Consider the following 21,142-nt stretch of genomic DNA (forward strand, 5'->3'; position numbering starts at 1 on the left):
TTTGACGCCGTCATTCCCGTGTTGGCGGGAATGACGGCAACAACGTGGAGCATTACTGCAGTGGGTGAAACGATTCTTCTCGATGGCAGCAGCCTGACGCGCACGCAACTGGTGGCGGTGGCGCGGCAGGGCGCATCGGTGGCGCTGGATCAGGCGCAGCTCAAGCGCGTGCAGCGCGCCGCCGATTTCCTGGCCGACAAGGTCAATTGCGGCGAGCCGACCTACGGCGTGACCACCGGCTTCGGCAGCAACGCCGACAAGCTGCTGGGCGCGCATCGCGTGCGCGACGAGCTGCCGGGGCATCAGTCCGCCGACGGCACGCTGATGGAGGAGTTGCAGCACAACCTGATCATCACGCACGCCGTCTGCGTCGGCAAACCGTTTGCGGCGGAGGTGGTGCGCGCGATGCTGGTGATCCGCATCAACACCTTGATGCGCGGCCACTCGGGCATTCGCGTGAGCACGCTGGAAGCGCTCGCCGCGATGCTCAATGCCGGCGTGGTGCCGGTGGTGCCGGAGAAGGGCTCGGTCGGCGCCAGCGGCGACCTGGCACCGCTGTCGCATCTGGCGATCGTGCTGCTCGGCGGCGGCGAGGCATTCTACGAAGGCGAGCGCATGCCGGGCGCGCAGGCGCTGGAGCGTGCCGGCCTCAAGCCGATCCGGTTGTCGTTCAAGGAAGGGCTGGCGCTCAACAACGGCACCGCGCAGATGCTCGCCACCGGCGCGCTGGCGCTGGACGTGCTGGGCGATCTGCTGGACGTCGCCGATCTCGCCGCGGCGATGACACTGGACGCCTTCGCCGGCCGCAGTGGCGCCTTGCGACCGGAGGTGCATGCGCTGCGTCCTCATCCCGGGCAAGTCGAGACTGCGGCGCACGTGCGCGAATTGCTGGACGGTTCCACCTTGCTGGACATTCCGTATCACCTGGTGCCGCGCTTCAAGCCGTGGAGCGCCGATGCCTGGAGCGAGCCGGACGACCAGGCGCTGAGTTTCGACATCGGCTGGGACTGGGTGCCTGCCAACCAGCGCCACGGCCGCGAGGCGTTCTACCAGCGCTTCCTGCCGTTCAAGGGCGGCAAGAAGCACCAGCCGCAGGATGCCTACAGCCTGCGCTGCATGCCGCAAGTGCACGGTGCGGTACGCGATGCCTGGGCACAGGCTTGCCGCGTGTTCGACATCGAGCTCAACTCGGTCACCGACAACCCGCTGATCTTCCCGGACAACGCGGACGCGCAGTTCATCGAGGAGCAGGTGATCTCTGCCGGCCACTTCCACGGCATGCCGCTGGCGCTGGCGATGAGTTACGTGAAGGCGGCGATCCCGGTGCTGGCGTCGATTTCCGAGCGCCGCCTCAACAAGCTGGTCGACCCGGCCAACAACGACGGCCTGCCGGCCTTCCTCACCGGAAACGAGGACGGCACCGACTCCGGCTTCATGATCGTGCAGTACACCGCCGCGGCCCTGGTCAACGACCTCGCCACGCGCGCGCATCCGGCCAGTGTGTATTCGGTGCCGACCAGCGCGAACGCCGAGGATCACGTTTCGATGGGGGCGAACGAAGCCCGCCACGTGCTGGACATGGTGGAGGATCTGAGCCACGCGCTGGCGCTGGAGCTGTACACCGCGGCGCAGGCGCTCGACTACCGCCAGGAAATGCTCAACGCCGCGCGCCGGCTGGCCCGCCGCGGCGGCTGGCAGGCATTGGCGGCCAAGGTGGCCAATGCGCCGCGCGAGGGCCAGCCGCACTACGAGCAGTTCGTCGCCGAGGTGCAGCAGCTCGCCGATGCCCTGACCGGCGCCGGCGATTTCCACGCGGGCGCACGGGTGCGTCAGGCACACGCGATCCTGCGTCAGCGCATTGCCTTCATGCATCGCGATCGCGCGCTGGACGGCGACGTGGCCGCGGCCTGCGCGCTGGTGCAGCAGGGCGCCTTCCGCGCCACGGTTTGAAACACACTTCCACGGAGCCGAGCATGAGCCTGATCCAGACCCCCGTTTCCCACGGCGAACTGATCGACAAGATCACCATCCTCGAAATCAAGTCGCGACGGATGACCGACGACGCCAAGCTGGCCAACGTGCGCAACGAGCTGGACCTGCTCAACGCGATCTGGGCCAACGACGCGGCGTCGCGGATCGACATCGGCGAGGAGCGCGCCAGTCTGCTCGCGGTGAACGAGCTGCTGTGGGATATCGAGGACAAGATCCGGTTGAAGGAACGCGCGCAGGAGTTCGACCGGGACTTCATCGAGCTGGCCCGCTCGGTGTATTTCCGCAACGACGAGCGCGCCGCGTTCAAACGCGCGATCAACCTCAAGCTCGGTTCGCAGCTGGTCGAGGAAAAGTCGTACCAGGATTACCGCGCCGGCTGACCGACCGCCGGCCGGCCGCTTCACGAAAAACGGCGCCCGCGGGCGCCGTTTTTCGTGCAAATGGGAGACGGGTCAGTGGGGCAGGAATTCGTCCAGCGCCTTGACCAGTTCCTCTTCCTTGATGGGCTTGGTCACGTAGGCCTTGGCGCCCTGGCGCATGCCCCACACCTTGTCGGTTTCCTGGTCCTTGGTGGTGACCAGGATGATCGGGATGTGCGCGGTGTCGGCGTTCTTGCTGATCGTGCGGGTGGCCTGGAAGCCGTTGAGGTTGGGCATGACCACGTCCATCAGGATCAGGTCGGGCAGTTCCGCCTTGGCCACCTCGACGCCAGCGGCGCCGTCTTCGGCCGACAGCGTCTCATGCCCGAGTTTCTCGACGATCCGCTTGATGCCCAGCAACTGGGAGGGGGAGTCGTCGACGATCAGGATGCGTGCCATGGGTTGGGGGTTCCCTGCGGGTTTCGATGATTCTAAGGCGTGACGATGGTACTTCCAAGCACGTCGCTGTCAAACCGGATGGTCGATGTGCACGAGCGTGCGGCCGAAGGAATCACCGGCAAGCATGCGCTCGAACGCCTGCGGCAACTCTTCCAGTGCGATGTCGCGCGTGCCGATGCGCTCCAGGTGCCGCGGCTTCCACTCACTGGCCAGGCGCCGCCAGATGTCGTCGCGAATGTCCCGCGCGGTGCCGGCCGAAGCCACGCCCAACAGGCTCACGCCGCGGATGATGAAGGGCATCACCGTGCTGTCGAACGCGATGCCGCCGGCGTTGCCGCAGATTGCCACGTTGCCGTAGGGTGCGATGAGCGGCAGCAGGCCGGCGAGCATGCGGCCGCCGACGTTGTCCAGCGCTCCGCCGAAGCGGGCCGAGTCCATCGGCTTGCCGCTGAAGGCGAGCTGGTGGCGGTCGATGCAGTCCGTGGCGCCGAGGCTGCGCAGGAAGTCGAAGTGGTCCGGCTTGCCGCTGATCGCGTGCACTTCGTAACCGGCGCGGCTGAAGATGTCGATTGCCAGCATGCCGACGCCACCGCTGGCGCCGGTTACCGCGATCGGGCCGAGCGCCGGTGTTTGCCGGTTGTCCTGCATGCGCAGCAGGGCCAGTGCGGCGGTGAAGCCGGCGGTGCCGAGGATCATGCTCTCGCGCAGGCTCAAGGACGCCGGCAGCGGGATCGTCCAGCGCGCGTCGAGGCGTGCGTATTCGCCATAGCCGCCGTCGCGCGTCTCGGACAGGCCGCTGCCGGTGCACAGCACCGCGTCGCCTTCCCTGAACGCCGGATCGGTCGAGGCGACCACGTGGCCGGCCACGTCGATGCCGCCGTTGAGCGGATAGGTGCGCAGGATGCGGCCCTTGCCGGTGCCGGCCAGCGCGTCCTTGTAGTTGACCGAGGAATACGCGACCTTGACCAGCACCTCGCCGGGCGACAGCGCACCGGTGTCCATGGTCTCGATGCCGGCGCGGTAGCCGGCGTCGTCGTTGTGGATGCGGAACGCGCGGAAACGGGTCATTTCGACCTCCTGTGGAATCAGGCGTCGACGCTGCGGGAGGAAATCCACTTGGGCGTGTAGCTGCCTTCGTAGTCCCGCATCCAGTCGAGCAATGCGGCGATGTCGTCGCCGAACCAGATGCTGTCGCGCTGCGCCGCCTTCACGAAGGATTCGTCGACCATGTGCTCCATCAGCGTGCGCAGGTCGCGGTAGTAGCCGCGCACGTCGAGGAAGGCGCAGGGGTAGCGGTGCAGGCCGAGCTGGGCCCAGGTCAGCATCTCGAACATCTCGTCCATCGTGCCGAAGCCGCCGGGCAGGGCGACGAAGGCGTCGGACAGCTCGTACATACGCGTCTTGCGCTGGTGCATGGTCTCGACCACCACCAGTTCGCTCAGACCCGGATGGGCCACTTCGAGCTCCACCAGTTGCCGAGGAATCACCCCGATGACCTTGCCGCCGCCGGCGAGCACCGCGTCGGCCACCACACCCATCAGGCCGACCTTGCCGCCGCCGTAGACCAGCGCGATGCCACGTCGAGCCATCTCGCTGCCGAAGGCGCGTGCCTGCTCGGCGTACTCGGGATGCCGGCCGCTGCTGGAGCCGCAGTAGACGCAGATGGCGGTGGGTTGGGCCATGGGCTTACCTGGGTGGAGAGTGGAGAGGAGTGAGAAAAGAGTGTGCGCTTGCATGCTCTCTCTCGTTTCTCACTTCTCTCCACTCATTTCTGAAAAAGAGCGACCCGCCCATGTCGCCACGAGCGGGCCGCGTTGGCTCTGCGCGGGCTTCAGTTGCCCTTGTGGATGGCGCGTTTGTCGACCGACAAGGCGGCTTCGTGCACGGCCTCGGACAGGGTCGGATGGGCGTGGACGATGCGGGCGAGGTCCTCGGAGGACCCCTTGAACTCCATCGCCACCACGCATTCGGCGATCAGCTCGGAGACGCCCGGACCCACCATGTGCACGCCCAGGATGCGGTCGGTTTCGGCGTGCGCGATCATCTTCACCTGACCGACCGCCTCGTTCATCGCGACGGCGCGGCCGATCGCGGCGAACGGGAAAGTGCCGACCTTGTACGGCACGCCCTCGTCCTTGAGCTGCTTCTCGGTCTTGCCGGCCCAGGCGATCTCCGGCTCGGTGTAGATCACCCACGGGATCGTGTCGTAGCTGACGTGGCCGGCCTTGCCGGCGATCCACTCGGCGACCGCCATGCCTTCCTCGAAACCCTTGTGCGCAAGCATCGGGCCGCGCACTGCATCGCCGACCGCCCACACGCCGTCCACGCCGGTGTGGCAATGCTCGTCGACCACGATGCGGCCGCGCTCGTCCAGCTTCACGCCGGTGTCGTCGGCCAGCAGGCCGGCGGTATAGGCGCGGCGGCCCACGGCGACCAGCAGCTTGTCGACGACGAGCTTCTGCTCGCCGTCCTTGTCGGTGTAGACCAGGTGCACGCCGTCCTTCTTCACCTCGGCCTTGTTGAGCTTGGCGTTGAGCTTGATGTCCAGGCCCTGCTTGGCGAATTCCCTGGCGGCGACCTTGGCGACGTCCGCGTCGGCGACGGCGAGGAATTCCGGCAGCGCCTCGATCACGGTGACTTCCGCGCCCAGGCGGCGCCACACGCTGCCCAGCTCCAGTCCGATCACGCCGGCGCCGATCACGCCCAGGCGCTTCGGCACGGCATCGAGTTCCAGCGCTCCGGCGTTGTCGATGATGTTCTTGCCGTCGAACTTCGCGAACGGCAACTCGATCGGCACCGAACCGGAGGCGAGGATCACGTTGGTGGCAGCGATGGTCTGCCTGGCGCCGTCGTTGCCGGTGACCTCGACCTGGTTGCCCTTCAGCAGCTTGCCGGTGCCGAAGAAGCTGGTGATCTTGTTGGCCTTGAACAGTTGCGCCACGCCGCCGGTGAACTGCTTGACGATCTTTTCCTTGCGGCCGATGAAGGTCTTGAGGTCGACCTTGGCGTTCTCGACGCTGATTCCGTGCACGGGAAGATTGTGCGCGAGGTTGTAGAACTGCTTGGAGGAGTCGAGCAGCGCCTTCGACGGGATACAGCCCACGTTGAGGCAGGTGCCGCCGAGTGCCTGCTTGCCATCCTTGCCGACAAAGGCATCGACCACGGCGGTCTTCAGGCCCAGCTGCGCGGCGCGGATCGCGGCGTGGTAACCGGCCGGGCCCGCACCGATGACGATGACATCGAATTTGTCGCTCATGATTTTCCTCTTTGCTCTTTCCTTCTCCCGCCGGGAGAAGGTGGCGCGAAGCGCCGGATGAGGGTGCGGGCGGAGCGAGGCGTTGCGGTATCACCGAACCCTCGCCCCAACCCCTCTCCCGGCGGGAGAGGGGCTCAAGCGATCACAGACCCAACAGCATCCGCTGCGGATTCTCCAGCTGGTTCTTGATGTCGACCAGGAACAGCACCGCGTCCTTGCCGTCGATGATGCGGTGGTCGTAGCTGAGCGCGATGTACATCATCGGCGCGGCGATGATCTGGCCGTTCTCGACGATCGGGCGCTCCTTGATCGTGTGCATGCCGAGGATCGCGCTCTGCGGCGGGTTCACGATCGGCGTCGACAGCAGCGAGCCGAAGGTGCCGCCGTTGGTGATGGTGAAGGTGCCGCCCTGCAGGTCGTCCAGCGACAGCTTGTTCGCGCGCGCCTTGGTGGCGTAGTCGGCGATGCCCTTCTCGACGTCGGCGAAGCTCATGTCCTGCACGTCGCGCAGCACCGGCGTGACCAGGCCCTTGTCGGTGGACACGGCGATCGAGATGTCCTGGTAGCCGTGGTAGATCACGTCGTTGCCGTCGACCGACGCGTTGACGAACGGATAGCGCTTCAGCGCCTCGGCCGCCGCCTTGACGAAGAAGCTCATGAAGCCGAGCTTGATGCCGTGTTCCTTCTGGAACGCGTCGCCGAGGGCTTTGCGCATCTTCACCACTTCGGCCAGGTTCACCTCGTTGAACGAGGTCAGCATGGCGATCGAGTTCTTCGACTGCATCAGGCGCTCGGCGATGCGCGCGCGCATGCGGGTCATCGGCACGCGCTCTTCCGGGCGGACGCCCGGGGTCGGTTTCGCGGCCGGCGCGGCGGCGGGAGCTGCGGCAGGGCGCGAACCGGCGTTGACCACGTCTTCCTTGATGATGCGACCGTCGCGGCCGGTGCCGGCGATGGCGGAGGTGTCGACCTTGCTCTCGGTGGCCACGCGCTGCGCGGCGGGCGAAAGCTCGGCGGCGGCCTTCGACGCGGCGGGGGCGGGCGCCGCGGCCGCGGGCGCCGGAGCGGCGGCGGCCGGAGCCGGCGCAGCCGCCGTGGCGCCTTCCTCGATGATCGCGATGACCTGCTCGCTGTTCACCGTGTCGCCGACCTCGTGCCTGATCTCCTTCAACACGCCGTCAACCGGCGCGGGCACTTCCAGCACCACCTTGTCGGTTTCCAGATCCACCAGGTTCTCGTCGCGCTTCACCGCGTCACCGGCCTTCTTGTGCCAGCTGGCGATGGTGGCGTCGGAGACGGACTCGGGCAGCACGGGGACTTTCAGTTCGATGGACATAAGAGGCTCTTGGGTTTGTGCGACTGTCGATGGACACAAGAAGCAGGGGCGGCCAATCGCGACCGCCCCGTTCGAAACGGATTACTCGGCGGCGTGGTCGGTACCGACCGGCTCGACCAGGGCCTGTTCGACCAGCGCCGCCTGTTCGGCGACGTGCGTGTTGTGGTGGCCGGCGGCCGGCGCCGGCGAGCGCGCGCGACCGGCGTACGACAGGCTGTGCTTGCTGCCCGTGCAGGCTTGCAGGTGATGGCGGATCTGGAACCAGGCGCCCTGGTTCATCGGCTCCTCCTGGCACCAGATCACTTCCTTCGCCGACGGATACTTGTCCAGCTCGGCGCTGACCTCCACGCGGGGGAACGGATACAACTGCTCGACGCGCACGATCGCCACGTCGGCCAGGGCGCGCTTCTCGGCTTCCTTCAGCAGGTCGTAGTAGACCTTGCCCGAGCACAGCACCACGCGCTTGACCTTCTTCGCGGCCAGCTTGCGATGCTCGCCGATCACCAGCTGGAAGCTGCCGTTGGCCAGCTCGTCCAGGCTCGACACCGCCAGCTTGTGGCGCAGCAGCGATTTGGGCGTCATCACGATCAGCGGCTTGCGCGCGGCGCGCAGCATCTGCCGGCGGATCATGTGGAAATCCTGCGCCGGCGTGGTCGGCACGCAGACCTGCATGTTGTCCATCGCGCACAGCTGCAGGAAACGCTCCAGCCGGGCGGAGGAGTGCTCCGGCCCCTGGCCTTCGTAGCCGTGCGGTAGCAGCAGCACCAGGCCGCACAACCGGTTCCACTTCGATTCGCCCGAGCTGATGAACTGGTCGATCACCACCTGCGCGCCGTTGGCGAAGTCGCCGAACTGGGCCTCCCAGATGTTGAGGGTGTCCGGGTCGGTGGTGGAGTGGCCGTACTCGAACGCCATCACCGCCTCCTCGCTGAGCAGCGAGTCGATCACCTCGACATCGGCGGTGGCGCGCACTGCGGCCAGCGGCATGTAGGTGTGGCCGTCCTTCTGGTCGTGCAGCACCGCATGGCGGTGGAAGAACGTGCCGCGGCCGGAATCCTGGCCGACCAGGCGCATGTCGAAACCGCCGTCGACCAGGGTCGCGTAGGCCAGGTTCTCGGCGAAGCCCCAGTCGGCGGGCTGTTCGCCGGCGGCCATCTTGCGGCGGTCTTCGTAGATCTTGGCCACGCGGCCCTGCAGGGTGAGGTCGGCGGGCAGGGTGAGGATATTGCTGGCCAGTTCCTGCAGCTTGCGCATGGGCACCGTGGTGTCGGTGGGCAGCGACAGCTTGCCGCCGATGAAGCGCGCCCAGTCGACGTGGCCGTCGCGGACGGGGCTGGGGTCCAGGTCGGTCATCGGTGCGCCGGCTTCCAGGCGCTCGCGGTAGGCGTCGAACTGCTTCGCCGCCTCGCCCTCGGCCAGTACGCCGGCCTTCACCAGTTGCTGCTGGTAAAGGTCGCGCGCGGTCGGACGCTTGCGGATGATCTGGTACATCACCGGCTGCGTGGCGGCCGGCTCGTCGGCCTCGTTGTGGCCGTGGCGGCGGTAGCAGACCAGGTCGATCACCGCGTCGCGGCGGAACCGCTTGCGGAAGTCGTAGGCCAGCCGGGTCACCAGGATCACCGCTTCCGGATCGTCGCCGTTCACGTGCAGCACCGGCGCGTTGACCATCTTGGCCAGGTCGGTGCAGTACATGGTGGAACGCGCGTCCTCCGGATTGGAGGTGGTGAAGCCGACCTGGTTGTTGACCACGATGTGCAGGCTGCCGCCGATCTTGAAGCCGCGTGCCTGCGACATGTTGAACAGTTCCATGTTCACGCCCTGGCCGGCGAACGCGGCGTCGCCGTGGATCAGCACGGCCATCGACTGCGTGTGCGCGGTATCGCGGCGGCGGGTCTGGCGCGCGTGCACCGAGCCGGTCACCACCGGGTTGACGATTTCCAGATGCGAGGGGTTGAACGCCAGCGCCACGTGCACGCCGCCCTTGGGCGTCTTGACGTCGGCGGAGAAGCCCATGTGGTACTTCACGTCGCCGGAGTGGGCCGGGTCGTCGGGATGGTCGAAACGGCCCTCGAACTCGTCGAACAGGGTCTTCGGCGGCTTGCCCAGGATGTTGACCAGCACGTTGAGGCGGCCGCGGTGGGCCATGCCGATCACCAGCTCCTTGATGCCGTTGTCGCCGGCCGCGCGCACCACGTCGTCGAGCATCGGGATCAGGCTGTCGCCGCCTTCCAGCGAGAAGCGCTTCTGGCCGACGTACTTGGTGTGCAGGTAGCGCTCCAAGCCCTCGGCGGCGGTGAGGCCGTCCAGCACGCGCTGCTTGCCGGCCTTGTCCAGGCCGCTCTGGCCGGCGGATTGTTCGAGCCGGCTGTAGATCCAGTTGCGCTGCTCGTGGTTGCTGATGTGCATGAACTCCGCGCCGATCGAGCTGGCGTAGGTCTTCTTCAGCCGGTCGAGCAGATCGCGCAGTTTCAGCCGCTGGCCGCCGCCAGCGTAGTTGCCGGTGTCGAATTCGGTATCCAGGTCGGCGTCGGACAAGCCGTGGAAGGCCAGGCCGAGATCGGGGGCCGGCATCTTGTCGGCCAGGCCCAGCGGGTCGAGGTCGGCGGCAAGGTGGCCGCGCGAGCGGTAGGCGGTGAGCAGGCGCAGCACGCCGGCCTGCTTGCGTGCGTACTCGTCGCTCATCGGTACGGCGGCGGCGCCGTTGCGGCCCTGCTTCTGCGCCGCCTCGATCCGCGCAATGGCGGCGCCATGCGGGACATCGCCCGATTCGCGACCCTTGAACGTCTCGAAATAACCTGCCCATTCGGCGGGAACGGCCGTGGGGTCGGCCAGCCATGCGTCGTACAGCGATTCCACGTAATCGGCGTTGCCGCCAGCGAGTTGGGAGGATTCGTAGAACTCGCGGATCAGGTTTGTACTCACGTCACCACCGGCAGAAAAAGAGGCTTGCAGCCATCCATGTGAGCTGAACGTCGCGGCTTGCGACCGGTTTTCAAGTCCGACCGGTGGCTCGTGCGGATGACTGGTATCAATCTGCATGATTATACCCTTCGCCCGCCACGGCACGGCAACCCGTGAAATGGTCGTAGACGGCCTGCGGCGCGGCTCCGCGGCCACGATGCACGGTCGCAAACGCGCAAGGGGTGTGGCCTGGTCGCGTTGTGCATCGTCGCGGACGCGGATGGCCACGAGCCAGCTGCGGTTCAGTCCGCGCGGCCGTCTCGCTCAGATATCCAGCCGCTGCAGCGCCGTGGCGCGCTCGGAGCGCTCCCACACCTCGTCGAATTGCTGTTGCAGCGGCGCGGCGCCGGCGCGGTCGTCGCGCGCCGCGCGTCCAGGTGGACGCTCCGCCGCGGGCAGGAACAGGTAACCGCCGACGTCGTTGAGCAGGCAGGCCGAAGGCCAGGCCAGGTCGACGTCGTCCACCGGCACGCGGATCTGGAACGCGCTGGACAGGCGCTGGGCCAGGCCGATCAGTGGATGGTCGGCCTGCAGCGCGGCCTGCGGCTCGTGCAGCAGCACCCGGATCAGCGCACTGCGGCCGGAGGTGGCGATGCGTCGCAACTCGGCCAGTTGTTCCGCATCGGCGAAGGTATCGGCAGTGAGCGCGGGCAGGCGCACGGCCAGCTGATGACGCGCATCACGCAGCAGTTGCAGCCGCGCCTGCACGCATTCCGCCGCCGTGCCGGTCGTCAGCCGTCCGGGATCGCGACCAGGCGGATGCTCGACCGTCGCGTCCCGCTCGAACACCAGCCGCATGGCGCGGTGTGCCAGCCCCGCGTCCTCGAATTCGTCCCCATATGCCACGAAACCGGCGCGGGTGTAGAAGCCGATCGCGCTGACCTGGGCGTCCAGTGCCACCTCGGGCCAGCCCTGCGCGCGCGCCAGGCCCAGCAGCTCGCGCAGCAGCGCCGCGCCCACGCCCTGGCCGCGCCAGTCCGGCAATACCGCCATGCGACCGATCTTGTGTTGCGGCGTGAGCCGGCCGCAGCCGATCGGGTGGCCGGTATCGTTGCGGGCCAGCACGTGCCAGCAGTCGACGTCCAGCCCGTCGCGCTCGCGCTGCTCGCTCACGCCCTGTTCGTGGATGAACACCGTGGCGCGCAGGTCGAGCAGGGCGGCGCGCTGGTCCTCGCGTGACCAGTCGGCGATCTCGACGTGGAAGTGCTGCAGCTTCATCGGCGGCGGCGCGCCGGGCGCAGCAGCAGGTGGCCGTCGTTGACCAGGGCGAGCAGGAGTTCGCGGTCGGCGGCGACAGGCGTGCGGTCGAAGGCCAGTTCGCGTTCGGCACACAGCCGTTGCGCCAGTTCCACCGAGGCGCCATAGGCCTGGCCACACACGTACAGCACGCCACCGGTCTTGCCGCCCGCCCAGGCCATGCGCGCCCAGGGGTGGCGCAGCAGTCGGGCACCGGCGGCGAGGCGCGCGGCGAACCGCTCCTCGCTCAGTGGATGCTCCGGCGCCACCGGCACCTGCGCGTTGCGGTAGCGGGTGATGAAGCGGCCGAACCAGTCACGCAGCAGGTCCTCGCGCAGGGCGGCGGCAAATGGCAGGGCCGCCTTGAGCCGCTCCAGCGCGGCGCGGTCGATCTCGCCGGCATGCCGGGCCGGGGCCAGGTCGGGATCGGCGTAACGCAACTCGTCAGGCAGCTGCTCGGCGATGTAATCGGCCAGGTCGCCGGTCAGTTCGGCCTGCGAGGGTGCGCGCATGCCGACGGAGAACGTCATGCACGGGCCGTCGAAGGCGACGCCGTCGTGCGGCACGCCTGGCGGCAGGTAGAGCATGTCGCCCGGGTCGAGCAGCCATTCGTGGGTCGGCTCGAACTGCACCAGTTGCTTGAGCTCGATGTCGGGCCGGAACGCCTTCGGTGCCAGCGGATCGTCGCTGATCGCCCAGTGGCGCTGGCCCAGGCCCTGCAGCAGGAACACGTCGTACTGATCGATATGCGCGCCGACGCCGCCGCCGGGTTCGGCGTAGGACACCATCACGTCGTCCATGCGCCAGCTCGGCAGGAACCGGAAGTGTTGCAGCAGGCCGGCCACGTCGGCGTCCCACTTGTCCACGTCCTGCACCAGCAAGGTCCAGTTGCGTGGTGGCGTGGCGGCGAAATCGGCCTCCTCCAGCGGGCTCGACTTGACCCGCCAGCGGTCGCGCGCCTCGTCGTGCACGATCAGCCGCGCCAGCGCGGTGGGCTCGCAGGCCAGGCCGGCGAGATCGTCCGGTTGCAGCGGCGGGCGAAAGCCGGGGAAGGCGTTGCGGATCAGCAGCGGGCGCTTCTGCCAGTAGTCGCGCAGGAAACGGGCCGGGCTCATGCCCAGCGGGCGCGTGGCGCTGCCGCGCACTTCAATCGGAAAAGTCGGGGTGGCGTTCATCCGGCCATTGTAGTGGCCGGCTCAGGTGAACAGGCGCACGGTGTTGTTGAGGCCCAGCGCCAGCACTGCCAACCCGGCCAGCGCGGTGGCGACGCGCGCCGGCACGCGTCGCACGAACACGGCGCCGAACGGCGCGGCCAGGGCGCCGCCGATGATCAGCCCGACCACCGCGGCCGCATGGCTGACGCCGATGGTGAGCAGGAAACTGAAGCTGGCGGCCACGCTGACCACGCACTTGGCCAGGTGCACGCTGCCGATCACCGCTCGCGGCTGCAGGCCGCGCGCCAGCAGCGTGGTGACGGTGATCGCGCTCCAGCCGCCGCCGCCGATGGCGTCGACCAGGCCGGCAATGCCGCCGGTGATGCCGGTGCCGCGCGGGACGTCCATGCGTGCGCCGGCCGCTCGTCGGCAGCGCAGCAGCAGGAAGCCGCCCATGCCCAGCAGGTAGGGCGCCAGCAAGGCGCGCAGCCAGGAAGGCGGTACGTGCACGGCGATCCACACGCCGATCAGCGCCCCCAACACGCCGGGGATCACCAGTGCCAGGAACAGCGCGCGGCGCACGTTGCCGGCCAGCAGGTGGCTGAGGCCGGAAGCACCGCAGGTGAAGGCCTCCGCGTAATGCACGCTGGCGCTGGCGGCCACCGGCGGCACGCCCAGCGCCAGCAGCAGGCCGGACGCGGTGACCCCGAAGGCCATGCCCAGCGCGCCGTCGACCAGCTGGGCGAGGGCGCCCACGACCATGAATGCAAGCAGTTCGCTCAAGCGCGTCGGCAACCACATCGGGTGGATGCGCAGTATACGGCGCGCCCGGCCGCGCGCAGGAAATGAGCAGCGGACATAACGACATGCCGACAGATGCTTTCCCCGAGTTCGAACCGAAACCTACCATTGTCATATGGACGTAAAGACGTCCAGAAGGAATGACCGTGAACGCTGCGCTGAAATCGCTGCCGCCTGCACCTACGCTCGATCCGGAGCGGCTGGCGCTGCTGGCCCGCTTGACCCACGGCCTGGCACCGGCCGACCTGTACTGGATCGCGGCGTACAGCGCCGCGGCCGCCGCTGGCGGCGCGGTTGCGGCCAGCTTGCCGGGCATGGGCGAGCAACCGGCGGACGCGGGCCGGCGGTTGACCATCGTCTATGGCAGCCAGACCGGCAACTCCCGCCGTGTGGCCGAGCAACTGGCGACTCGCGCCGAGGCCGCCGGCCTGCCGGTGCGCTTGCTGCGCGCCGGCGCCTACCCGCTGCGCGAGCTGGCCCAGGAGCGCTTCCTGAGCGTGGTGATCAGCAGCCAGGGTGACGGCGATCCGCCGGACGATGCGATCGGCTTCATCGAGTTCATCGCCGGCAAGCGCGCACCGAAGTTGCCGCAACTGAAGTTCGCCGTGCTGGGCCTGGGCGATTCGAGTTACCCGAAGTACTGCGCGGTCAGCCAGGCGCTGGATGCGCGGCTGGCCGAGCTGGGTGGACAGCGCTTTGCCGAGCTGGGCGAGGCCGACGTGGATTTCGAGGCGGCGGCGGCAGGCTGGTCCGAACGCGCCCTCGCCGCAGCCCGCGAGACGCTCGACGTGCCCGCGACGGCTTCGCGTCAAGGCGCGGCACTGCACGCGGTGCGCACGGTGGCGACATACTCGCGCGGGCAGCCGTTCGCCGCCGCCGTGCTGGAGAACCAGCGCATCGTCTCGCGCGACAGCGGGCGCGACGTGCGGCATGTCGAACTGTCGCTGGAAGGTTCGGGCCTGCGTTACGAAGCCGGTGATGCGGTCGGCGTGTGGCCGCGCAATCCGCCGGCGCTGGTCGAGCAGTGGCTGACGACGTTGCGGCTGGATGGCGCTGCGGAAGTCGAACATGGCGGCAAGCACCTGCCGCTGGCGCGCTGGCTGGCGGAGGAGCGCGAAATCACCCGACTGACCCGTCCGTTGGTCGCGGCGCAGGCCGCAGCCACGAGGCATGCAGGTCTGCAGCGCCTGCTGGCTCCGGAGCAGCGCGCCGAGTTCGCCGCCTTGCTGGAAAGCCACCAGCCGATCGATCTCTTGCGCGAGTTTCCCGCCGCGTGGGACGCCGCCGAACTGGTCGCCGCACTGCGCCCGCTGACGCCACGGCTGTATTCGATTGCGTCCAGCCCGAAAGCGGTGGGGCCGGACGAGGTGCACCTGACCGTGGCGGTGGTGGAATACGCTGCGCATGGCAGCACGCATTACGGCGCGGCATCGAGCTTCCTTGCCGGCGCGGGCGATGACGCGACAGTGCCGGTATTCATCGAACCGAACGAACGCTTCCGCCTGCCGGCCGACGGCAGTCGCGACGTGATCATGATCGGCCCCGGTACCGGCGTCGCCCCGTTCCGTGCCTTCGTGCAGGAGCGCGAGGCGATTGCCGCCAGCGGCCGCAACTGGCTGTTCTTCGGCAACCGCCACTTCGCCCGCGACTTCCTCTACCAGCTCGAGTGGCAGGACGCCTTGCGCCGCGGCAGCCTGAGCCGCCTCGACCTGGCCTTCTCGCGCGACGGCGTGGCTCGTTCAGAGAGTCCGCCCAGGGATGTGCGGGGTGTTGCGAGGGACTCGCACAAGGTCTACGTGCAGCAGCGCCTGCGCGAGAACGGTCGTGAACTGTACGCATGGCTGCGCGAAGGCGCGCATCTGTATGTCTGCGGCGATTCCGCGCACATGGCCCGGGACGTGCACGAAGCCCTGCTGGAGATCGTCGCCACCCACGGCGCGTTGTCCGCCGAGGGCGCGCGGGCCTGGTTGGCCGATCTTCTGCAGCAGGGGCGTTACGCCCGCGATGTCTATTGATTGAACCGCGTCGTCATTCCCGCCTTCACGGGAATGACGAACAAATAAGCATGCAACCCGAACGCGAACTGGCTTGAATCCCGATGCCTTCCCACCTGGAAAAGATCAAGATCGAAAGCCGCCTCTTGCGCGGCACCATCGCCGAGGGGCTGGCCGATGCCGTCACCGGCGCGATCGCCGAGAGCGACACCAAGCTGCTGAAGTTCCACGGCAGCTACATGCAGGACGATCGCGACATCCGCGACGAGCGCCGCCGCCAGAAGCTGGAGCCGGCGTATGCCTTCATGGTGCGCGCGCGCCTGCCTGGCGGCGTGATGACCCCGGCGCAGTGGCTCGCCTTCGACCGGATCGCCGGCGACTACGCCTCCAGCGGACTGCGCATCACCACGCGGCAGACTTTCCAGTGGCACGGCATCATCAAGCGCGACCTGAAGCCCGCCATCGCCGCGATCAACGCGGCCATGGCCAGCACCATCGCCGCCTGCGGCGACGTCAACCGCAACGTGGTGTGCAACACCAACCCGGTCGAATCGCCGGCGCACGAGGCGGCGTACGCGTGGGCGGTGCGCCTGTCCGAGCACCTCAAGCCGAAGACGCGCGCCTACCACGAGTTCTGGCTCGATGGCGAAAAGCTGGTGGGCGAGGAAGCCGCCAACGAAAGCGAACCGCTGTACGGCGCCACCTATCTGCCGCGCAAGTTCAAGATCGGGCTGGCGATCCCACCGCAGAACGACATCGACGTGTTCGCCCAGGACCTGGCCCTGATCGCCATCGTCGAACACGGCGAGTTGCTTGGATTCAACGTGGGCATCGGCGGCGGCATGGGCGCCACCCATGGCGACCCGGCCACCTATCCGCGGCTGGCCGACGTGATCGGCTTCGTGCGGCCGTCGCAACTCATCGCGCTGGCCGAAACCGTCATCGCCGTGCAGCGCGACTGGGGCGATCGCGAGGAGCGCAAGCATGCACGGCTGAAGTACACCATCGACACGCTTGGGCTCGGTGCGGTCAAGGCCGAGATCGAGCGACGGTTGGGCTTCGCGCTGGAGCCGGCGCGCGCGTTCCGTTTCGACAATAACGGCGATCGCTACGGTTGGGTCGAAGGCCATGCCGGGCGCTGGCACCTGACCTTGCGGGTGGAGTCCGGCCGCCTGCTCGACCGCGGAGCGCACACCTGGCTCAGCGGCATGCGCGAACTGGCCGGCGTGCACACCGGCGACATCCGGCTCACCTGCAACCAGAACCTGATCATCGCCAACGTGGCGGCCGCCGATCGCGCCGCGATCGACGCCCTGGTGGCCCGCCACGGCATGGACGGCTACAAAAGGCACAGCGCGATCCGCCAGCACGCGATCGCCTGCGTGGCGCTGCCCACCTGCGGCCTGGCGATGGCCGAGAGCGAGCGCTACCTGCCGACGCTGCTGCCGAAACTGGAAGCCTTGCTGGACCGGCACGGCCTGCTCGACACGCCGATCCTGCTGCGCCTGTCCGGTTGCCCCAACGGCTGCTCGCGTCCGTACCTGGGCGAGATCGCCCTGGTCGGTCGCGGCCCGGGGCGTTACGACCTGCGCCTGGGCGCGGATTTCCGCGGCCAACGCCTGAACCAGGTCTGGCGCGAGAACGTCGACGAAGCGGCCATCCTCGCTGCACTCGACCCGCTGTTCGCGCGCTATGCCGCCGAGCGCGAGGCGGGCGAGGGCTTCGGTGATTTCCTGCTGCGCGCGGCTGTTCTGCAGCCACCACCTGCGCGGCGCATCGCCGCCACGGTGCTCGCGTGAAACCGCTACCGGTGGACACTGCCCCCGACGCGCAGGCGCTTGCGGGGATCAACGCCATGCTGGCCAAGCGCAGCGCTGCGCAGCGGGTGGCGTGGGCGCTGGAGCACCTGCCCGGAGAACACGTGCTGTCGTCCAGTTTCGGGGCGCAGGCCGCCGTGTCGCTGCATCTGGTCAGCCGCCAGCGTCCGGACATCCCGGTGATCCTGATCGATACCGGTTACCTGTTCCCCGAGACCTACCATTTCGTCGACCAACTGACGGCGCGGCTCGGGCTCAATCTCAAGGTCTACCAGTCGCCGCTCAGCCCCGCGCGGATGGAGGCGCGGCACGGCCAGTTGTGGCGCCAGGGAGTGAGTGGCATCGACCAGTACAACCGCGTTCGCAAGATCGAGCCGATGCAGCGCGCGCTCGATGAACTGCATGCCGGCAGCTGGATCGCCGGACTGCGCCGGCAGCAATCGCGCAGCCGCGCCGCGATCGATTTTCTCGAACTCCGCCACGGCCGCTGGAAACTGCACCCGCTGGCCGACTGGAGCGACCGCGACGTCGGCCACTATCTCAGCCGCCATCGCCTGCCGTACCACCCGCTGTGGGAGCAGGGCTACGTCTCGATCGGCGACCACCACACCAGCCGTCGCTGGGAGCCCGGCATGGACCCGGAGGAAACACGCTTCTTCGGCCTCAAGCGCGAGTGCGGACTGCACGGCATCGCGTGACGGTGGGTCCCCGCAGGGCGGGCAGTGCCCGCCGCTCCTGGTCTGGGTGCGTTGAAGAGCAGGCGGGCAGGGCCGCCCTGCGTCAATGCGCTGCTTTCGGCTCACGCACGGGGATGTCGACGCTGCACAGGCCGACCTTGCCGGACGACACCTTGTAGAAATCGTCATGCCGGTGGCGCTGGGCGTCGAGCAGGGCGGCGAAGGTGGCGCTGTCCGTGCGCAGCACCTGCACGGCCGGGCGCTGCGCCGGCGGCAGTTCGGAGGCCAGTCGCACGGATTCGATCGGCGTGCGTTGCGCGGGCTTGTCGTAGAAGCCCATCGGGCCGGTACCACGCGGCAGGGCGGACAGCAGCGGCATGCCTTCCAGCACGCGGCCGGCGATCGCCAGGTTGCGGTCGAGCCGGCGCGGGGACTGGCCGATCACCACGTACAGCTCGCTGCCGCTGCCGGTTTCCGGGCCGATGTCGCGTCCCACGCCGACCATGCCGTAGCAATGGGTCAGCCACTGCTCGCCGCTGGCCGGGTCACGCGCGGCGGGGAAGCCTTCACTGAAACCGACCTCGGGCGCATAGACGTCGCCGTCGGGCAGTGGGGTCCATTCCAGCCTCGGGTCGATCGGCCGCGTGTATTCCGGCGGCAGCGTGGCGTGCGCCTTGCCCAGCGAGCGCGGCTTGCTGGCGGGATCGTTGTTGTCGCCCGCCGGGTCGCCCCATTGCGTGACGAAGTTGTCCTGCACCCGCACGATCGCCAGGCCGTCGTAATAGTGCTGGCGCGCCATGGTGCGGATGTTCGCCGCATGCAGCGGGGTGAAGTCCGGCGCCAGCTCGATCAGCACGCGCCCGGTCGGCAGCTGCATCACCAGCAGGTTGTGCGGGTCGGGCGTGCGCCATTCGGCCGCGGTGGACTTGGCCAACAGCTCGGCGCGGCTCGGCGTGGGCGCCTGGGTATCCGTGGCGGCAAGCGCCGGCACGGCGACCAGGCTGGCCAGCAGCGTCAGGGCCGCGAATTGACGACGTGCATGCATGGCTATCCCCTCAAGGTTTGCAACGGCGAGACCCGCAACTTAGCAGAGCGTCCGCGTCGCCGGCAGGCGCATGACTTCAGGCATATTCACTAGTCATAACTGCACACTAGAATGAATACCGTAACAGGTGACAGTGCGGGTGAGCGCGATGGATGACGGCAGTCAACTGAAGAAGTTCCAGAAGGAGCTGTCCACCGGCACGGTGGCGCTGGTCCTGCTGGCCGTGCTGGCGCAGTCGCGCCAGCCGATGTACGGCTACCAGATCGCCAAGCGGCTGGAGGCGGTGGGCGAGGGCGTGCTCGCCGGCAAGCAGAGCGCGCTGTATCCGGTGCTGCGCAATCTCGAGGCGTCGGGATTGCTGGCCAGCGAGGTCGAGCCTTCGATCAGCGGACCGCCGCGACGCTATTACCGCATCACCCGGCCCGGGCGCGACGCGCTGCGCGACTGGACCGCCGCGTGGATCGCCACCCGCGATTCGGTCGACAACGTCTTGCAAGGAGGGGTTTCATGAACGCGCCACGCACGATTGCCCAATATCTCGATCAGCTGCGCGACGCGCTGCGCGGGGCCGACCCTGCGCTGATCCAGGATGCGCTCTACGACGCCGAGGAACACCTGCGCGCCGAGCTTTACGAACGCCCCGGACGCGACGAGGCGGCGATGCTCGAACAAGTGGTGCAGAGCTACGGCGCACCGGACGAGGTGGCCGAGATCTACCGCGACCAGGAGATCAAGGTGCAGCGGGCGATCCGCCCGCCGCCAGCACCGCCGCGTCGCTCGCTGGCCGGGCGCTTCTTCGGCGTGGCGGCGGATTCGAGCACCTACAGCGCCTTGTTCTACATGCTGCTGTCGCTGGCTACCGGCATCTTCTACTTCAGCTGGGTGACCATTGGCCTGTCGTTGTCGGTGGGGCTTTCGGTGCTGATCATCGGGTTGCCGATCATCGTGCTGTTCTTCGGCAGCGTGCGCGTGTTGTCGCTGGTGGAAGGGCGCCTGGTCGAGACGATGCTGGGCATGCGCATGCCGCGCCGCCCCTTGTACCCGAGCCATGACCTGACCCTGCTGCAACGCATCGGGCGCATGTTCACCGATTGGCACACCTGGACCACGCTGTGCTACCTGTGGCTGATGCTGCCGCTGGGCGTCGCCTATTTCACCGTGGCGGTGGCCCTGCTAAGCGTGTCGCTGGCCCTGATCGGTGCGCCGCTGGCGATACTGTTCCGCAACGACTGGTTTGCCGGCCTGTACGTGGATCACCAGGTGATGGTGGACTGGGGTTTCGGCCCGCACGCAGCAGGCTGGGGCGAGGCGATCGGCATGCTGGTGATCGGCGTGCTGCTGCTGTTCGCCACCCTGCACCTGGCGCGCGCCCTGGGCCGTCTGCACGGCCATATCGCCAAGCACATGCTGGTGCCGCGGGCGTCGGATTGAACTGGCGCGTCCGACATCCCCAGGCCGGCGCAGCGCCTGGGCTTCCGCGGCGTCGGTTGCCGAGTCTGCCGCTTGAGTTCGGCGACCGTCGTTGAACGACTACGCACAAGTCCGGGATGTGCTTGTCGATATCCTTTCGTCGTGCGATGTGCGCCGGCTGTGGGCTGAACGGTCGGATCGCAAAGGTCCGAGGAAGTCGCCGATTGAATGCCGCGGACCGGTTCGGCGCAGCGGCTGGCGGGCGGATGACCGCTGCGGAGCGATGTTCAGAAATCATCCACGAACTCGATGCCGGCGCTGCATTCGCTGGCCAGTACTTCGGCGTTCATGCGCACGTCGTCGGCCAGGCTGTCGCTGGCCGCGCCCACTTCGATGAGATAGGCATGTGCGTCGCTGTCGCCGGCCGAACCCAGCGAGCTGGAGTCGTCGCGGATGCCCAGCGCGGGGTCGTCGATTTCCTCGATGTGCTCGACGCCGTCGATGCCGTGCAGGCCGATGATGAGGGTGTCGGCGTCGGCGCGACTGCCGATCAGGCGAAAACGGATCATGGGCATGGTGTTGGCTCCGGGTGGTCGGGGGCGGGGCGAGCATCGCAAGCGAAACGCATGCGAAAAGTGATGCCGT

General features: G+C 68.1%; 18 protein-coding genes. 7 read left to right on the forward strand and 11 right to left on the reverse strand.

Going from position 1 to position 21,142, the window contains the following annotated elements; all coding sequences use genetic code 11:
• Positions 1 to 30 precede the first annotated feature (30 nt).
• Together ACVCMB_RS02640 and ACVCMB_RS02645 are read left to right on the forward strand one after the other, a co-directional pair.
• Positions 31 to 1,950, forward strand: coding sequence for an HAL/PAL/TAL family ammonia-lyase (locus ACVCMB_RS02640; RefSeq protein ID WP_447106074.1), 1,920 nt, complete (start codon positions 31 to 33; stop codon positions 1,948 to 1,950).
• 23 nt (positions 1,951 to 1,973) lie between these two features.
• The gene (locus tag ACVCMB_RS02645; RefSeq protein ID WP_395118325.1) at positions 1,974 to 2,372 is read left to right on the forward strand and encodes a DUF6165 family protein; all 399 of its coding nucleotides are present in this window, start codon (positions 1,974 to 1,976) and stop codon (positions 2,370 to 2,372) included.
• A gap of 72 nt (positions 2,373 to 2,444) precedes the next feature.
• On the opposite strand, the gene pilH is transcribed toward ACVCMB_RS02645, so the two are convergent.
• The 9 genes from pilH to ACVCMB_RS02690 form a co-directional block, all read right to left on the reverse strand.
• Positions 2,445 to 2,810 carry a twitching motility response regulator PilH gene (pilH, locus tag ACVCMB_RS02650; RefSeq protein ID WP_136258582.1) on the reverse strand — a complete coding sequence of 122 codons (366 nt, stop codon included), beginning with the start codon at positions 2,808 to 2,810 and terminating at the stop codon, positions 2,445 to 2,447.
• Between the two features lie 69 nt (positions 2,811 to 2,879).
• Positions 2,880 to 3,878, reverse strand: a complete 999-nt coding sequence (locus tag ACVCMB_RS02655; RefSeq protein ID WP_395118326.1) for a YhdH/YhfP family quinone oxidoreductase — start codon at positions 3,876 to 3,878, stop codon at positions 2,880 to 2,882.
• A 17-nt stretch (positions 3,879 to 3,895) separates the two neighbouring features.
• The gene (locus ACVCMB_RS02660; RefSeq protein WP_447106075.1) at positions 3,896 to 4,492 is read right to left on the reverse strand and encodes an LOG family protein; all 597 of its coding nucleotides are present in this window, start codon (positions 4,490 to 4,492) and stop codon (positions 3,896 to 3,898) included.
• A 149-nt stretch (positions 4,493 to 4,641) separates the two neighbouring features.
• Positions 4,642 to 6,066 carry a dihydrolipoyl dehydrogenase gene (gene lpdA, locus ACVCMB_RS02665; protein WP_447106076.1) on the reverse strand — a complete coding sequence of 475 codons (1,425 nt, stop codon included), beginning with the start codon at positions 6,064 to 6,066 and terminating at the stop codon, positions 4,642 to 4,644.
• A 142-nt stretch (positions 6,067 to 6,208) separates the two neighbouring features.
• Positions 6,209 to 7,402, reverse strand: coding sequence for a 2-oxoglutarate dehydrogenase complex dihydrolipoyllysine-residue succinyltransferase (odhB, locus tag ACVCMB_RS02670; RefSeq protein ID WP_447106077.1), 1,194 nt, complete (start codon positions 7,400 to 7,402; stop codon positions 6,209 to 6,211).
• 81 nt (positions 7,403 to 7,483) lie between these two features.
• Positions 7,484 to 10,324, reverse strand: coding sequence for a 2-oxoglutarate dehydrogenase E1 component (locus tag ACVCMB_RS02675; RefSeq protein ID WP_447106078.1), 2,841 nt, complete (start codon positions 10,322 to 10,324; stop codon positions 7,484 to 7,486).
• Between the two features lie 303 nt (positions 10,325 to 10,627).
• On the reverse strand, positions 10,628 to 11,581 hold the full coding sequence (locus ACVCMB_RS02680) for a GNAT family N-acetyltransferase (protein ID WP_447106079.1): 954 nt from the start codon (positions 11,579 to 11,581) through the stop codon (positions 10,628 to 10,630).
• The gene (locus ACVCMB_RS02685; protein WP_447106080.1) at positions 11,578 to 12,774 is read right to left on the reverse strand and encodes a JmjC domain-containing protein; all 1,197 of its coding nucleotides are present in this window, start codon (positions 12,772 to 12,774) and stop codon (positions 11,578 to 11,580) included. Before ACVCMB_RS02685 ends, ACVCMB_RS02680 begins: the two co-directional genes overlap by 4 nt.
• A 21-nt stretch (positions 12,775 to 12,795) precedes the next feature.
• A complete protein-coding gene (locus ACVCMB_RS02690) occupies positions 12,796 to 13,536 on the reverse strand; it encodes a sulfite exporter TauE/SafE family protein (protein WP_395118340.1) in 741 nt (246 codons plus the stop codon).
• Between the two features lie 158 nt (positions 13,537 to 13,694).
• Between ACVCMB_RS02690 and ACVCMB_RS02695 the strand changes: the two genes are divergently transcribed.
• The 3 genes from ACVCMB_RS02695 (at position 13,695) to ACVCMB_RS02705 (ending at position 18,063) form a co-directional block, all read left to right on the forward strand.
• Complete coding sequence (locus ACVCMB_RS02695) at positions 13,695 to 15,569, forward strand: assimilatory sulfite reductase (NADPH) flavoprotein subunit (RefSeq protein ID WP_447106081.1); 1,875 nt, start codon at positions 13,695 to 13,697, stop codon at positions 15,567 to 15,569.
• Positions 15,570 to 15,652: 83 nt separating this feature from the next.
• Complete coding sequence (gene cysI / locus ACVCMB_RS02700) at positions 15,653 to 17,347, forward strand: assimilatory sulfite reductase (NADPH) hemoprotein subunit (RefSeq protein WP_447106082.1); 1,695 nt, start codon at positions 15,653 to 15,655, stop codon at positions 17,345 to 17,347.
• Positions 17,344 to 18,063 (forward strand): phosphoadenylyl-sulfate reductase, encoded by a 720-nt coding sequence (locus ACVCMB_RS02705; RefSeq protein WP_447110582.1) that lies wholly within the window; start codon positions 17,344 to 17,346, stop codon positions 18,061 to 18,063. The genes cysI and ACVCMB_RS02705 overlap by 4 nt, the downstream gene beginning before the upstream one ends.
• Before the next feature lie 82 nt (positions 18,064 to 18,145).
• On the opposite strand, the gene ACVCMB_RS02710 is transcribed toward ACVCMB_RS02705, so the two are convergent.
• Positions 18,146 to 19,087 (reverse strand): peptidylprolyl isomerase, encoded by a 942-nt coding sequence (locus ACVCMB_RS02710; protein WP_447106083.1) that lies wholly within the window; start codon positions 19,085 to 19,087, stop codon positions 18,146 to 18,148.
• A 148-nt stretch (positions 19,088 to 19,235) separates the two neighbouring features.
• Here ACVCMB_RS02710 and ACVCMB_RS02715 point away from each other — a divergent pair, with 148 nt between their 5' ends.
• Together ACVCMB_RS02715 and ACVCMB_RS02720 are read left to right on the forward strand one after the other, a co-directional pair.
• The gene (locus ACVCMB_RS02715; RefSeq protein ID WP_395118348.1) at positions 19,236 to 19,598 is read left to right on the forward strand and encodes a PadR family transcriptional regulator; all 363 of its coding nucleotides are present in this window, start codon (positions 19,236 to 19,238) and stop codon (positions 19,596 to 19,598) included.
• Positions 19,595 to 20,518 carry a sensor domain-containing protein gene (locus ACVCMB_RS02720; RefSeq protein ID WP_447106084.1) on the forward strand — a complete coding sequence of 308 codons (924 nt, stop codon included), beginning with the start codon at positions 19,595 to 19,597 and terminating at the stop codon, positions 20,516 to 20,518. The genes ACVCMB_RS02715 and ACVCMB_RS02720 overlap by 4 nt, the downstream gene beginning before the upstream one ends.
• Before the next feature lie 266 nt (positions 20,519 to 20,784).
• Here ACVCMB_RS02720 and ACVCMB_RS02725 read toward each other — a convergent pair whose 3' ends face one another.
• Positions 20,785 to 21,072 (reverse strand): hypothetical protein, encoded by a 288-nt coding sequence (locus ACVCMB_RS02725; protein WP_447106085.1) that lies wholly within the window; start codon positions 21,070 to 21,072, stop codon positions 20,785 to 20,787.
• Positions 21,073 to 21,142: the final 70 nt, after the last annotated feature.

The organism is Rhodanobacter sp. UC4443_H10 (assembly GCF_052978325.1).